Raw genomic sequence first — 14,114 nt, 5'->3', positions numbered from 1 at the left:
CATGCCAGGGCCAGTCTTCCCCTGGCGGGATGGCAACCAGTTCGAACTGCTGATCGACGGCCCGGAATTCTTTCCGCGCATGCTCACGGCGATCGTGCGCGCCGAGCGCCAGGTCGATCTGGAACTGTACCTGGTGGAGGCGGGGGCCTGTGCCGATGCGGTGGTCGAGGCCCTGGAGTCGGCCGCCTTGCGTGGTGTGCGGGTGCGTTGCCTGTTCGACGACTACGGCGCCCTGGCTTTCCCTTCGGCACTGCGCCAACGCTTGCAGGCCGCCGGTGTCGAGCTGCGGCTGTACAACCGCCTGCGCTGGCGCCGGGGCCTGCGCAACCTGTACCGCGATCACCGCAAGCTGCTGCTGGTGGATGAGCACTGGGCGGTGGTGGGTGGTACCGGGGTGACCGACGAATTCTGGACACCGGGTCAGGAGGCGAGCGAGTGGCATGAAGTGATGGTGCGCATGGAGGGGCCGGTGGTGAGTGACTGGCAGGTGCTGTTCGACCGCCAGTGGCACGCCAACCACCGTCGTACCGCCTGGCGCCCGCCCGAGAACTTCGGCCTGTCGCGCCTGCCGAAGATGCCGGCGCAGGGGCAGGGCCTGGGCCGCGTGGCCTATGCCGACGCGCGCCAGCACCGCGACATCCTGCACTCGCTGGTCCGTGCGCTGAACAGTGGACAGCGTCGCATCTGGCTGGCGACGCCGTATTTTCTGCCAACCTGGAGCGTGCGCCGCTCGCTGCGCCGGGCGGCGCAAAAGGGCATCGACGTACGCTTGCTGCTCACGGGGCCACGTACCGACCACCCTTCGGTGCGCTATGCCGGCCATCGTTACTACCCTCGCTTGCTGCGCGCCGGGGTGCGGATCTTCGAATACCAGCCATGCTTCCTGCACCTGAAGATGGCCGTGGTCGACGACTGGGTCAGCATCGGCTCGTGCAACTTCGACCACTGGAACCTGCGCTTCAACCTCGAAGCCAACGTCGAGGCCCTCGACCCGCCGCTGACCGCAGCGGTGCTGGCCAGCTTCACGCGGGATTTCGCCGTGAGCGAGGAGGTCGATCTGGATCACTGGAAGGCCCGACCGCTGTGGCGGCGGGTGCAGCAGCGGATCTGGGGCTGGCTGGATCGTCTGGTAGTCAATCTGCTGGATCGCCGCAACTGAGACCTGCGCCGTATATCGGTCATGGACAAAGCGGACTATCGTGCAGTGATTGTTCCCTGCAAACGAAGGAGTGAATGCGATGACGGCGAAGAAGATTCTCATGCTGGTGGGCGATTACGTCGAGGACTACGAGGTGATGGTGCCGTTCCAGGCTTTGCAGATGGTCGGCCACACAGTGCACGCGGTATGCCCCGAGAAGATCGCCGGGCAGACCGTGCGCACGGCCATCCACGACTTCGAGGGCGACCAGACCTACAGCGAGAAACCTGGGCACAACTTCGCCCTCAACTTCGATTTCGTCCAGGTGCGTGCCGAAGGGTATGACGCGCTGCTGATCCCCGGTGGGCGGGCGCCGGAGTACCTGCGCCTGGACGAACGGGTGCTGAAACTGGTCAAGGAATTCGACCAGGCGGGCAAGCCGATCGCGGCGGTGTGCCATGGCGCACAGTTGCTGGCGGCGGCCGGGGTGCTCGAAGGGCGTGAATGCAGCGCTTATCCTGCGTGCGCACCGGAGGTGCGGTTGGCCGGGGGACGGTTCGTGGATATCGCCATCGATCAGGCGCATGTGGATGGCAATCTGGTGACGGCACCGGCATGGCCGGCGCATCCGGCGTGGCTGGCGGCTTTTCTCAAGGTGCTGGGCACGCGTATCGGCTGATTCGCGATACCGCCGGGTAGCGGTTCTGGAGAAATACCCGTCGCGCAGGGGAAAGGGCGCATGGCGCAGCCGATGTTAGGGTTTCCCCTCAGGCCCGGCTTAGCCGGGCGCGTCACCCACATCGACAGAGCGATCGCCCCGCATGGAAATCCGCCTGCTCCACGGCGCTGCCATCGCGCCTTACATCGATGACATCGCTCGCCTGCGCCTGACATTGCTACGCGAGTTTCCCTACCTCTACGAGGGTACGCCGGAGTGCGAGGCCGATGCGCTTCGCCGCTACATCGACTGCGAGTGCAGCCTGGCGATCCTGGCAGTGGACGAGGGGCGGGTGGTCGGTGCCTCGACCGGTCTGCCGCTGAGTGACAAGAGCGAGGCGTTGCGCCAGCCGTTTCTCGAGCAGGGGCGCGATCCGCGTACAGTCTATTATTTCGGCAAGTCGGTGTTGCTGCCGGCTTATCGCGGGCGGGGATTGGGTGTGCGTTTTTTCATCGAGCGTGAGTCCTATGCGCACAAGTTGGGCGGCTTTCATTACTGTGCGTTCAGCGCCGTCGAACGGCCCAATGGCCATCCGCGACGACCCGACGACTATAAGCCGCTACATGGTTTCTGGCGTAATCGTGGCTTTCTGCATCAGCCGTCCATGCGTGCGTCGTATGCCTGGCGCGATCTTGATGAAGCGGATGAGTCAGACAAGACGCTGTCGTTCTGGCTCAAGGATCTGTTGCTGTGATCCTGTGCTGAAACAGCAGCGCCCCGTTCGCGGGCAAGCCCATTCCTTGTAGGAGCGGGCTTGCCCGCGAACGGGGCGCTGCTGTTTCAGCCTGGGATTAAACCAGCCTTACTTCACTTCAACAGCCAGGCTCTGGGCAATCTTGTTCTGCCACAGCGCAGGGCCGGTGATGTGCACCGACTCGCCATTGCTGTCCACCGCGACGGTGACCGGCATGTCCTTGACGTCGAACTCGTAGATCGCTTCCATGCCCAGTTCGGCGAACGCCAGGACCTTGGACTTGCGAATCGCCTGGGCCACCAGGTAGGCGGCGCCGCCAACGGCCATCAGGTACACGGCCTTGTTGTCCTTGATCGCCTCGATGGCGGTCGGGCCGCGCTCGGACTTGCCGATCATGCCCAGCAGGCCAGTCTGCTCGAGGATCTGCCGGGTGAACTTGTCCATGCGCGTGGCAGTGGTCGGGCCGGCAGGGCCGACCACTTCGTCACCGACCGGATCGACCGGGCCGACGTAGTAGATGAAGCGGCCTCTCAGATCCACCGGCAGCTCTTCGCCACGGTTGAGCATTTCGACCATGCGCTTGTGCGCAGCGTCGCGGCCGGTGAGCATCTTGCCGTTGAGCAGGATGGTCTCGCCCGGTTTCCAGCTGGCGACTTCTTCCGGGGTGATCTCGTCGAGGTTGACGCGACGTGCGCTCGGGCCGGCTTCCCAGACGATTTCCGGGTAGGCATCCAGCGACGGCGCTTCCAGCTCTGCCGGGCCGGAGCCGTCGAGCACGAAGTGGGCGTGACGGGTGGCGGCGCAGTTGGGGATCATGCACACCGGCAGCGAAGCGGCGTGGGTCGGGTAGTCCATGATCTTGACGTCGAGCACGGTGGTCAGGCCGCCCAGGCCCTGGGCGCCGATGCCCAGCTGGTTGACCTTCTCGAACAGCTCCAGGCGGATCTCTTCGATGCGGTTCTGCGGGCCACGGGCTTTCAGTTCATGGATGTCGATCGACTCCATGAGCACTTCCTTGGCCATGACTGCGGCTTTCTCTGCTGTACCGCCGATGCCGATGCCCAGCATGCCAGGCGGGCACCAGCCAGCGCCCATGGTCGGTACGGTCTTGAGCACCCAGTCGACGATCGAGTCGGACGGGTTGAGCATGGCCATCTTCGACTTGTTCTCCGAACCGCCGCCCTTGGCTGCGACGTCGACTTCGACCTTGTCGCCGGGCACGATGGAGTAGTGGATCACCGCCGGGGTGTTGTCCTTGGTGTTCTTGCGGGCACCGGCCGGGTCGGCCAGGATGGAGGCGCGCAGGACGTTTTCCGGCAGATTGTAGGCGCGGCGCACGCCCTCGTTGATCATGTCGTCCAGGCTCATGGTCGCGCCGTCCCAGCGCACGTCCATGCCAACGCGCACGAACACGGTGACGATACCGGTGTCCTGGCAGATCGGGCGGTGGCCGGTGGCGCACATGCGCGAGTTGATCAGGATCTGGGCGATGGAGTCGCGGGCAGCGGGCGATTCTTCACGCAGATAGGCTTCGTGCATCGCCTGGATGAAATCGACGGGGTGGTAGTACGAGATGAATTGCAGGGCGTCGGCAACGCTCTGAATCAGGTCGTCTTGCTTGATCACGGTCATGCAGCGCGCTCCTCTTAAAGACGGGAACATTCGTAAAGGCATCGACACAGCCGACCAGCGCGTCGAAAGGCCTTGCAAGGCGCACCGGCAGGTCAGGCCGGCACAAAAAGGGCGCGGCAGTATAGCGCGGCTGCCCGTGGGAAACACCTGCGAGTGGTCTGGACCATGGTCGGCCGCTGCCAGGCATCGTTCTTGCTGGCGCTCTGTACAATGGCAACAGACTTCAGGAGACCCTTCGTACATGCCCGATCTTCGTGTGGGCGAGCGCTGCATCAGCGTTCCAACCGGCAGCAACCTGCTCGACGCCCTCAATGGCGCCGGCCTGAACGTGCCCTACAGTTGCCGGGCCGGCAGTTGCCACGCCTGCCTGGTGCGTTGCGTCGATGGCGAGCCGCAGGACGCCCGGCCCGAAGCCTTGCCCGACGACAAGCGTGAGCAGGGCTGGCGATTGGCATGCCAATGCCGGGTGGCCGGCGATATGCGGGTTGCCGTGTTCGATCCCCTGACCGACGGCCTGCCTGCGAAGGTGATTGAGGTCGATTGGCTGGGCGATGTGTTGCGTCTGCGGCTGCGACCCGAGCGTGGCTTGCGCTATCGGGCCGGCCAGCATCTGGTGCTATGGCTGGGGTCGGTGGCGCGACCTTATTCGCTGGCAAGCCTGCCGGGCGAGGATGAATTTCTCGAATTTCATATCGACTGCCGACGTCCAGGCGCCTTCTGCGACCAGGCGCGGGGCTTGAAAATTGGCGACCAGATGGTTCTGGGGGAGCTCAGAGGGGGCGCGCTGCACTACGACCCCGACTGGCAGGAGCGGCCGCTGTGGTTGCTGGCGGCAGGTACCGGCCTTGCCCCGCTGTGGGGCGTTGTGCGAGAGGCTTTGCGTCAAGGCCATCGGGCAGAAATCAAGGTGATGCATGTGGCACGCGACGCTGCCGGGCATTACCTGCAACCCGCGCTGCACCAGATGCATGGCATCGATGCCGAATGCGTGCTGCAGGAACATCTCGAGGAGGCGCTTGCCAGCTTGCGTCCGACCTCTCGCCAGACCATCGCTTTGCTCTGTGGATCGCCCGCAAGTGTCGAGCGCTTCGCGCGCAGATTGTTCATCGCCGGTGTGCCGAGAAATCAGGTATTGGCTGACGTGTTCGTCGAGCATGCCTGACGTTCTTGCAGCACCGCGGCCTATCGCGGGCTACCAAAAAAAGACCGCTCCGAAGAGCGGTCTTTTTTAGGGGCGCCTCAGGCCGTTGCCACGGCTTGGGCATCAACCAACCAGCGGATCACCGACGTGCAGGATCTTCATGCCGTTGGTGCCACCGATGGTGTGGTAGCTGTCGCCCTTGGTCAGGATCACCCAGTCACCCTGTGCGACCAGCCCACGCTTGAGCAGCTCGTCGACAGCCGCCTGGCTGACCTTGTCGGCCGGCAGCGAAGCCGGATCGAAGGCGATCGGGTAGACGCCGCGGAACATCGAAACGCGGGCCTGGGTTGCGCGGTGTGGCGACATGGCGAAGACCGGCACATGCGAGCGCAGGCGCGACATGATCAGCGGGGTGTAGCCGCTTTCGGTCAGGGCGATGATCGCCTTCACGCCAGGGAAGTGGTTGGCGGTGTACATCGCCGCCAGGGCAATGCTCTCGTCGCAGCGCTCGAAGGTGGTGTGCAGGCGGTGGCTGGACTTCTGGTTGGTCGGGTGCTTCTCGGCGCCCAGGCAGATGCGCGCCATGGCCTGCACCGCTTCGATCGGGTACGAGCCGGCGGCGCTTTCGGCCGACAGCATCACCGCATCGGTGTTGTCCAGCACGGCGTTGGCCACGTCGGATACTTCGGCGCGGGTCGGCATCGGGTTCTGGATCATCGACTCCATCATCTGGGTCGCTACGATCACCGCTTTGTTGTTGCGGCGCGCGTGCTGGATGATCTTCTTCTGGATGCCGATCAGCTCGGCGTCGCCGATTTCCACGCCGAGGTCGCCACGGGCAACCATCACCGCGTCGGAAGCAGCGATCAGGCCGTCGAGGGTTTCGTCGTCGGCAACGGCTTCGGCACGCTCGATCTTGGCCACCAGCCAGGCGCTGCCGCCGGCTTCGTCACGCAGCTTGCGTGCGTATTCCATGTCCTTGGCGTCACGCGGGAAGGAGACGGCCAGGTAGTCCAGGTCCATTTCCGCGGCCAGTTTGATGTCGGCCTTGTCTTTTTCGGTCAGGGCCGGTGCAGTCAGGCCGCCACCCTTACGGTTGATGCCCTTGTGGTCGGACAGTGGGCCACCGACGATCACCACGCAATGCAGCGCGTCGGCAGTAGCGGTTTCGACGCGCATGACCACGCGACCGTCGTCGAGCAGCAGCTCGTCACCTACACCGCAGTCCTTGACCAGGTCGGGGTAGTCGATGCCGACGATATCCTGGTTGCCTTCGGTGAGCGGGTGGGCGGTGGAGAAGGTGAACTTGTCACCGATCTTCAGTTCGATGCGCTTGTTGCTGAACTTGGCGATACGGATCTTCGGACCTTGCAGGTCGCCCAGCAGTGCGACGTGGCGGCCGTTCTTGGCGGCGATGTCGCGGATCAGGCGAGCGCGGGCCTTGTGCTCGTCCGGAGTGCCGTGGGAAAAGTTCAGACGTGCCACGTCCAGGCCGGCGAGGATCAGTTGTTCGATCACTTCCGGCGAGTTGCTGGCGGGGCCCAGGGTGGCGACGATTTTGGTACGGCGGATGGTCATGCACAGACTCCTATAGTGAAGCGCAGCGAAAGGCTACTCCTCAATTGAGCTGTAGTCATTGTTCCGTTGCACTACCTTGCAGGTTGGCGAGAGGGCGGTTGCACCGTCGGCAGCACCCTACAAGCAGCAGGTTACAGGTAGACGCTTGCCGCCGGGCGTCTGCGGGATGAAGCGTGCATCGGCGCGCTGAAGAAATCGGGGCGCAGGCCGATATACTGCCCATCAAAGGAGAATTCCCATGCGAGCCCTGATCGTGTTAACCATGGCGGCCAGTGTCGTCGGCTGCACCCGTTGGTCCATGGACCATCACCTGAACAACGCCTACCGTGCCTACGATCGTGGCGATTGCCAGCGCGTGATGCTGGAGCTGTCGCAGGTCGATCGCACCAGCCGTGCTCGCCCGTTCATCCATCCGGAAGTGGCGATGCTGCGTGGCCAGTGCCTGGAGCGGCAGAAACTCTATGTCGATGCAGCGCAGACCTACCAGTTCCTGATCCAGCGCTACCCGCAGAACGAGTATGCCTACCGTGCCCAAGCGCGCCTGCAGACCCTGGAGCAGCTTGGCCATCTGCGTGGTGAGCCTGCGGTGACCCGCCCTGCGCCGACTACCCCTTTGCGTTAATACCAAGGTGACAATGATTTCATCGGGGCCGCCGCTCAGGCTAAGCTAGGCTGTAAAGTAGGTGTAACGCTCACCGCCAGTACCTGGTCTTCCTGGCATAGGGTACGGAGAATCATGTTCATCGAACGTCAGATCGATCGTCATCAACTGCCTTACGTGCTCAAGGTCTTCAACCGGTTGACCGATCAGGAGATTGGTTACCTGGGGAATGCCTCCGAGGATGGGGTCATGGTGATCAGCCAGCTCCCGATCATGGTCGGCCCGGATTTCGAGCTGCAGTTGCGTGTGCCGCTGGCAGGCGGTGGCCATCAGTTCATCAATCTTACCGCCAGTTGCCTGTGGAGCCGCGAGGACCAGACCCCGGGGCATTACGATGCCGGCTTCATGCTGCTACAGGCGCCGCGCGAGTACGAGGAGTTCGTGCGCTCACTGCGCGACTTCTTCAGTTTCAGGCCGATGAACGAGTCGGCCTGAAGGCGTTCCTCCGGTAGACTCGTCCGCGAACTTTGTACAGGACGACACCGTGAGTTCCAGCATCTTCTGGCACGACTACGAAACCACCGGTATCAATCCGCGCTGCGACCGACCGCTGCAGGTTGCAGGCGTACGCACCGATTTCGAGCTCAACGAGATCGACGAACCGGTCAACCTGTATTGCCGCCCCTCCGACGACATCCTGCCGCACCCCGCCGCCTGCCTGGTCACCGGTATCACCCCTGAACAACTGATCGCCAAAGGCTTGGGGGAAGCGGAGTTCATGACCAGGGTGCATGAACAGTTGTCGCGCCCCGGCACCTGTGGCGCAGGCTACAACACCTTGCGCTTCGATGATGAAGTCACTCGCTACAGCCTCTACCGCAACTTCTTCGACCCCTACGCCCGTGAGTGGCAGGGTGGCAACAGCCGCTGGGACTTGATCGATGTAGTGCGTACCGCTTATGCCCTGCGCCCGGAGGGTATCGTCTGGCCGCAGCAGGACGGACGCACCAGCCTGCGCCTGGAGTTGCTGAGCAAGGCCAACGGCATCGACCACGGTCATGCCCACGAGGCCCTGTCCGATGTCCGGGCCACCATCGCGTTGGCTCGTCTGATTCGCCAACGCCAGCCCAAACTTTATGACTGGTTGTTCCAGTTGCGTAGCAAGCACAAAGTCATGGAGCAGATTCGTCTGCTCCAGCCGCTGGTGCATATTTCCGGGCGCTTTTCCAGCGAACGTAGTTACCTGGGGGTGGTATTACCCTTGGCCTGGCACCCGCGTAATCGCAATGCACTGATTGTGTGCGACCTGCACATGGAAACCTTGCCTTTAATAAGGGAAAGTGCCGAGGTATTGCGTTCGCGTTTGTACACGCGGCGCGAGGAGTTGGCTGACGGCGAATTGCCGGTTCCGCTGAAGTTGGTGCACATCAACAAGTGCCCGGTGGTGGCGCCATTGAACGTATTGCGCCCGGTCGATCAACAGCGACTGGGTCTTGATATGTCGCTTGTTCAGTCTCGCGCCGAACAATTGATGCAGCAGCATGACGCGTGGCGGGACAAGCTGGAGAACGTCTACAGCGCTGATGAATTCTCACCCAGCGAAGATCCTGAGCAACAGTTGTACGAGGGATTTCTCGGGGATCGTGATCGTCGCCTGTGCGAGCAAGTTCGTTTGAGCGAGCCGCGACAGTTGGGGCAGGGGCACTGGATGTTCGATGATGCGCGCATGCCCGAGCTATTGTTCCGTTATCGAGCGCGCAACTTTATCGACACGCTGAACGAACAGGAGCAACAACGCTGGCATCGCTTTTGCCAGCAGCGCCTGAGCGATCCGCAGCTGGGCGCGCCCAACACCCTGGGCGATTTCGAGCAGGCGGCGCAGGCGAGTCTGGCCAATGCGGACGATGCCGGGCGGCAGGTGCTGGAGGCCTGGCTGGCGCATGCCGGGAAACTGCGAATGCATTATGGGTTGGCAGAATAAATAAAAACGCCGGCGATGAGCCGGCGTTTTTTGAAGCCATACGCAATTGTCTGGATCAGTCCAGCAGGGTTGCCCAGCTTTCAACCACGTCACCACCCCACTTGGCTTTCCATTCTTTCAGGGTCTTGTGGTTGCCGCCTTTGGTTTCAATCACTTCACCGTTGTGCGGGTTTTTGTATTGCTTGACCTTGCGAGCACGTTTGGTGCTGGTGGTCTTGGCAGCGCCACGCGGGGCCTTGCTCAGTTTGGATTCCGGGTCGAGCAGGGCAATCACGTCACGCAGCGACTTGGAGTATTCGCCCATCAGTGCGCGCAGTTTGCCTTCGAATTCCAGCTCTTTCTTCAGCTTGTCATCTTGCGACAGGTTGGCGAGGCGAGCTTGAAGTTCCTTGATAGCTTCTTCGGTGGCGCGGTATTCGTTGATCAGGGACATGGAGTGTTCCTTGGTGAATGTACAGAGAGACAGTGGGCCAATAATAGACAGGCGATACCCGCAAGTAAACAATTAATAAGGGTGTCAAATGTCGAATCATTGTGACGCAACAATAAGAATGCGTCGGTAAAGAAAAATTTACATATTGCGTTATGCGTATCTTCTCACCTCATGCGCCAGCCCGCGGAGGGGCCTGGTCGGCATTGAGCCGCCACACAGGCCAATGGTTACTGCCTTTTTCACGGCAGATGGCTAGAATGTGCGCCTTTGCGAAGTTTTCCGGAGTCTGATCCATGCGCACCTATCGTCTGACGATTGCCTGCCCCGACCGTGTCGGCATCGTGGCAAAAGTCAGTAACTTCCTGGCCTTGTACAACGGCTGGATCAACGAAGCCAGCCACCATTCCGACGAGCAGAGCGGGTGGTTCTTCATGCGCCATGAAATCCGCGCCGAATCGCTGCCATTCGGTATCGAGGCCTTCCGCGAGGCCTTTACGCCGATCGCCGAAGAGTTCTCGATGAGCTGGAATATCACCGATTCGGCGCAGAAGAAGCGCGTGGTGCTGATGGCCAGTCGCGAGTCGCACTGCCTGGCCGACCTGCTGCACCGCTGGCACACCGATGAATTGGACTGCGATATCCCGTGCGTGATCTCCAACCACAACGACCTGCGCAGCATGGTCGAGTGGCACGGTATTCCGTTTTTCCACGTGCCGGTCGATCCCAAGGACAAGGCCCCGGCCTTCGCCGAAGTTTCGCGCCTGGTTGCCGAGCATGGTGCTGATGTGGTTGTACTGGCGCGCTACATGCAGATCCTGCCGCCACAGTTGTGCCAGGACTACGCGGGGCGTGTGATCAACATCCACCACAGCTTCCTGCCATCGTTCGTCGGCGCCAAGCCCTACCACCAGGCTGCACTGCGCGGTGTGAAGCTGATCGGTGCCACTTGCCACTATGTCACCGAAGAGCTGGACGCAGGTCCCATCATCGAGCAGGACGTGGTGCGTGTGAACCATGCCGACAGCATCGAGGATATGGTTCGCTTCGGTCGTGATGTGGAGAAAATGGTGCTGGCGCGCGGTTTGCGCTACCACCTGGAAGACCGCGTGCTGGTTCACGGCAACAAGACCGTGGTCTTCGACTGACCGGAGCCCGCCCAGATGGCCGATCCGCGTGACAAGGCTGGCGCCCAGCCTCCGCCGACACTCGGTGAAGGCTGCCTGGCGCGCTACGATCCCGAGGCGTTGAGCGACGAAGACGGTACCGAGTTCGAAGGTGCCGCCGAGCTCTGGGAGCAACTCAACCCGCCTGACGCCGCCAGCGCTCCAGCAACGGGCGCGCCAGCAGGCAGACGAACACCGGCCCCCCGGCGAGCAGATAGAAGTAATAAGTGACGGCGCGCCAGATCAGGATCGCCGCCGCCGCTGTCGAGCTGCCCACCAGTGGCGACAGCAGGGTCGCCGACGTCAGCTCGGCGGCCCCTGCACCGCCTGGCAGCAGGCTGAATTGGCCGGCACTGAGCGAGAGCATCTGCACCAGGAAGCTCGGTATCCACGACAGCTCCACCCCCAGCCCCCTCAATACCAGATACAGCACGCTGTAGCGCAAGCTCCAGTGCGCGCAGGTGAGGGCGAATACCAGCGCCAGCGTGCGCTTGGGCAGGCGCCAGGTTTCGGCCAGTGCCCGGATGAAGCGCAGCAGCCTACGTGCCCAGCGCCGACGACGGCTTTTCGACAAACCCAGGCGTTGCAGCAGACGGCCGTTCCAGCGCATCACGCCACGACGGCAGCGCAGCAGCAGGACGATTGCCGCCAGCACGCCACACAGCAAGGCAGCACTGCCCAGCAACATGCTTTCCTGGCTGCGGCCCAGGCTGTGGAACAGGGCGTAGCCGGCGATGGCCAGCATGGCGCAGAAGAAGAACAGCAGGTCGTTCAACTGATCCATGGCGAACACTGCGCCACTGCGGGCGGGGCCAATGCGTTCGCGGGCCAGCAGTGTCATCAGGGTCAAAGGGCCTCCGCTACCGCCGGGCGTAGTGCAGATGGCGAATTCGGTCGCCATCACCACACCCAGGCTGCGTACTCTGCCCAGTTGCGCGCCCTGCTGGCCGAGCAGCAAGCGCAGGCGCACGGCGTTGATGATCCAGCACAGCAGGATCATGCCTAGCAGCGTTGCCATCAGCCCCGGGTCGAACGTCTGCAGGCGCGGCAAGAGTTGGCTGCCGCCGAGCAAACCCGGCACCAGCACGGCGAGCACCAATGCCAGCCCCAGCCAGGCGAGGCGGTTCATGGGCAGGTCCTGCGCTCCAGCCAGGCGGACTTGGTCAGAGGCTCACGCCCTTGCTCGATCAATTCACGCAGGGTGCGCAACCAATAGTTGCGTGCGCTGGCGTGGCGCATATCCACCGGATGCAGGCCCAGGCGCAAGGTTTCGGCCTGGCGCCAGCGTCGGGCCTGCCAGTCACAGAGCATCCGTGACATACCGCGGCGCCATGCACTGCGGGCGCTCCAGACCAGCCCAGGAGCTTCGATCGCGGTGAAGTCCGGCAGCCGATAAAGGTGCTGCGGTGTGCTGGTGTAGCGCAGCGGCAGGCGGCGCAGGGCCTGGCGGGTGCCTTCGCTCATCAGCCAGGCGGGCGCGACGAAGCCTGCGACCGGCCAGCCCTGGCTGGCGAACAGGGCCAGGCCTGCCTCCAGACGTTGCAGGGCTTCGCGCTGCTCCAGCGCATAGAACTCGCCCTCATGGGTGTAGATCCGGCGCATGAAGTACTCGGCAGGCCCGCGTGGGGCAGGGCCATCGTCGGCGTGGTAGAAACCGTGCAGCGCCAATTCGTCGCCGCGCGCCAGGCGCCGATCGAGCAGGCGGCAGAAGTCGGGGGAACGGGCCAATGCGTTGCGGTGGTGGAAGTCCGGGACCACCAGCCAGGTCATGGGCACGTCGCCCATTGCATCGACGGCTTCGACGAAGGGGCGGTAGTCGGGCCAGGTTTCGGGCGCGACATCGTGCAGCACCAGCATCAGGCTACGCGAATCGGCGGGCGCTTCACGCATGGGCGCGTACCTGTGGCGACAGGCCAAGCACGGCCTGGTAGTGCAGCAGCAGGCCATCGACCACGCTATCCCATGAGTAATGCTGCTCCACATGGCGACGGGCCTGGGCGCCGAGGGGGCGCACGCCGGCTTCGAAGATTTCGCGCACTGCCCCGGCCATTGCCTGGCTGTCGTTGGCCTGGCACAGGCGCCCGCACTGGTCGTTGACGATCTCGCCGAAAGCCCCGGCGCGCACGGCGACTACCGGTGTGGCGCTGGCCATGGCCTCGAGTATCACCAGGCCAAAGGTTTCCTGGTCGCCGGCGTGCAGCAACAGGTCGGCACTGGCGAGCAGGCGGGCCACTTCATCGGCGGGGCAGAAGTGGTCGATCACGCTGACGTTGTCCGGCACGTTGGCCGGCATGTTCGAGCCGACCAGCAACAGGTGGTAATGGCGACCCAGGTGGCCCATGCACTCGAGCAGCACTGGCAGGTTTTTCTCCCGCGAGCCGCGACCGGCGAAGACGAGCAGACGAGTAGTGTCGGGAAGGCCGAGTTGGGCCCGCAGGTGCGGATCCCGCCTGTCGGGGTGGAAGGTATTCAGGTCGACCCCCAGGGGCTGTACATGCACATCCCGCACGCCAAGACGGCGCAGTTTGTCGGCCATCACCTGGCTCGGCGCCAGCACCCGATCGAAATTGCCGTAGAGCTTGCTGACATAGGCTTCGACATTGGGGGTGAACCAGTTGCCCATGCGGTTGCTGACCAGCAATGGCAGGTCGGAGTGATAGAAGCCGATCACCGGCACGTCCAGCTTGCGTCGCGCCTCAAGGGCGGCCCAGGCGGTGAGGTAGGGATCGCCGACCTCGATCAGGTCAGGCTTGAGGCGGCGCAGCACGTTGCACCAGGGCGTCAGGCGTACCGGAAAACGGTAGCCCTTGCCGAACGGCAGGGGCGGCGCGGGCACCTGGTAGATGCCATTGGCATCACGGGCGCTGGGACCGGGGATCAGCAGACTGTGGCGTACGCCGGGCATGGCGTCGAGGCGATGGTGTTTGGCATCAAGATAGGTCCGTACACCACCGCTGGCCGGGGCGTAGAACATGGTGATGTCAGCGATGTGCACGATCAGCATCCCTCCGGGATCGTCTTCGGGTCTGTCATCC

15 protein-coding genes are annotated in these 14,114 nt (G+C 63.2%); 9 read left to right on the top strand and 6 right to left on the bottom strand.

What is annotated here, in order from left to right; all coding sequences use genetic code 11:
• Position 1 precedes the first annotated feature (1 nt).
• The 3 genes from ACMGGG_RS18525 to ACMGGG_RS18515 all read left to right on the top strand — a co-directional run bounded on the left by ACMGGG_RS18525 (position 2) and on the right by ACMGGG_RS18515 (position 2,550).
• Positions 2–1,159 carry a phospholipase D-like domain-containing protein gene (locus tag ACMGGG_RS18525; RefSeq protein ID WP_054893804.1) on the top strand — a complete coding sequence of 386 codons (1,158 nt, stop codon included), beginning with the start codon at positions 2–4 and terminating at the stop codon, positions 1,157–1,159.
• Positions 1,160–1,238: 79 nt separating this feature from the next.
• Positions 1,239–1,817 carry a DJ-1/PfpI family protein gene (locus tag ACMGGG_RS18520; RefSeq protein ID WP_054893803.1) on the top strand — a complete coding sequence of 193 codons (579 nt, stop codon included), beginning with the start codon at positions 1,239–1,241 and terminating at the stop codon, positions 1,815–1,817.
• A gap of 142 nt (positions 1,818–1,959) precedes the next feature.
• Complete coding sequence (locus ACMGGG_RS18515) at positions 1,960–2,550, top strand: GNAT family N-acetyltransferase (RefSeq protein WP_054893802.1); 591 nt, start codon at positions 1,960–1,962, stop codon at positions 2,548–2,550.
• 108 nt (positions 2,551–2,658) lie between these two features.
• On the opposite strand, the gene ACMGGG_RS18510 is transcribed toward ACMGGG_RS18515, so the two are convergent.
• Positions 2,659–4,182 (bottom strand): fumarate hydratase, encoded by a 1,524-nt coding sequence (locus ACMGGG_RS18510; RefSeq protein WP_414154186.1) that lies wholly within the window; start codon positions 4,180–4,182, stop codon positions 2,659–2,661.
• Between the two features lie 241 nt (positions 4,183–4,423).
• Here ACMGGG_RS18510 and ACMGGG_RS18505 point away from each other — a divergent pair, with 241 nt between their 5' ends.
• Positions 4,424–5,344 carry an iron-sulfur-binding ferredoxin reductase gene (locus ACMGGG_RS18505; RefSeq protein ID WP_063545973.1) on the top strand — a complete coding sequence of 307 codons (921 nt, stop codon included), beginning with the start codon at positions 4,424–4,426 and terminating at the stop codon, positions 5,342–5,344.
• Positions 5,345–5,446: 102 nt separating this feature from the next.
• On the opposite strand, the gene pyk is transcribed toward ACMGGG_RS18505, so the two are convergent.
• A complete protein-coding gene (gene pyk / locus ACMGGG_RS18500; RefSeq protein WP_414154185.1) occupies positions 5,447–6,901 on the bottom strand; it encodes a pyruvate kinase in 1,455 nt (484 codons plus the stop codon).
• 238 nt (positions 6,902–7,139) lie between these two features.
• On the opposite strand from pyk, the gene ACMGGG_RS18495 reads away from it, so the two are divergent.
• The 3 genes from ACMGGG_RS18495 (at position 7,140) to sbcB (ending at position 9,483) form a co-directional block, all read left to right on the top strand.
• Positions 7,140–7,523: a hypothetical protein gene (locus ACMGGG_RS18495; protein ID WP_054893798.1), complete on the top strand. Its 384-nt coding sequence runs from the start codon at positions 7,140–7,142 to the stop codon at positions 7,521–7,523.
• A gap of 114 nt (positions 7,524–7,637) precedes the next feature.
• Entirely contained in the window at positions 7,638–7,997 is a 360-nt protein-coding gene (locus ACMGGG_RS18490; RefSeq protein ID WP_054893797.1) for a PilZ domain-containing protein, read from the top strand.
• 49 nt (positions 7,998–8,046) lie between these two features.
• Positions 8,047–9,483: an exodeoxyribonuclease I gene (gene sbcB / locus ACMGGG_RS18485; RefSeq protein ID WP_063545972.1), complete on the top strand. Its 1,437-nt coding sequence runs from the start codon at positions 8,047–8,049 to the stop codon at positions 9,481–9,483.
• A 55-nt stretch (positions 9,484–9,538) separates the two neighbouring features.
• On the opposite strand, the gene mvaT is transcribed toward sbcB, so the two are convergent.
• Complete coding sequence (mvaT, locus tag ACMGGG_RS18480; protein WP_063545971.1) at positions 9,539–9,916, bottom strand: histone-like nucleoid-structuring protein MvaT; 378 nt, start codon at positions 9,914–9,916, stop codon at positions 9,539–9,541.
• A 293-nt stretch (positions 9,917–10,209) separates the two neighbouring features.
• Between mvaT and purU the strand changes: the two genes are divergently transcribed.
• Together purU and ACMGGG_RS18470 are read left to right on the top strand one after the other, a co-directional pair.
• Positions 10,210–11,061, top strand: coding sequence for a formyltetrahydrofolate deformylase (purU, locus tag ACMGGG_RS18475; RefSeq protein ID WP_112899054.1), 852 nt, complete (start codon positions 10,210–10,212; stop codon positions 11,059–11,061).
• Positions 11,062–11,076: 15 nt separating this feature from the next.
• Positions 11,077–11,310: a hypothetical protein gene (locus ACMGGG_RS18470; RefSeq protein ID WP_081255308.1), complete on the top strand. Its 234-nt coding sequence runs from the start codon at positions 11,077–11,079 to the stop codon at positions 11,308–11,310.
• On the opposite strand, the gene ACMGGG_RS18465 is transcribed toward ACMGGG_RS18470, so the two are convergent.
• From ACMGGG_RS18465 to ACMGGG_RS18455, 3 genes are read right to left on the bottom strand one after another with little or no spacing between them, the layout of a single operon-like run.
• On the bottom strand, positions 11,216–12,208 hold the full coding sequence (locus ACMGGG_RS18465) for a lysylphosphatidylglycerol synthase transmembrane domain-containing protein (RefSeq protein ID WP_414154184.1): 993 nt from the start codon (positions 12,206–12,208) through the stop codon (positions 11,216–11,218). The genes ACMGGG_RS18470 and ACMGGG_RS18465 overlap by 95 nt on opposite strands.
• Positions 12,205–12,969: a DUF2334 domain-containing protein gene (locus ACMGGG_RS18460; protein ID WP_125931517.1), complete on the bottom strand. Its 765-nt coding sequence runs from the start codon at positions 12,967–12,969 to the stop codon at positions 12,205–12,207. Before ACMGGG_RS18460 ends, ACMGGG_RS18465 begins: the two co-directional genes overlap by 4 nt.
• Positions 12,962–14,083: a glycosyltransferase family 4 protein gene (locus ACMGGG_RS18455; RefSeq protein WP_054893791.1), complete on the bottom strand. Its 1,122-nt coding sequence runs from the start codon at positions 14,081–14,083 to the stop codon at positions 12,962–12,964. The genes ACMGGG_RS18460 and ACMGGG_RS18455 overlap by 8 nt, the downstream gene beginning before the upstream one ends.
• Between the last annotated feature and the right edge of the window lie 31 nt (positions 14,084–14,114).

This window comes from Pseudomonas sp. BNK-44-b (genome assembly GCF_047456245.1).
In the GTDB taxonomy this organism is placed as follows: domain Bacteria; phylum Pseudomonadota; class Gammaproteobacteria; order Pseudomonadales; family Pseudomonadaceae; genus Aquipseudomonas; species Aquipseudomonas machongensis.
Note: the sequence above shows the minus strand (reverse complement) of the source record. Positions and strands in the feature narration are given on the sequence as shown.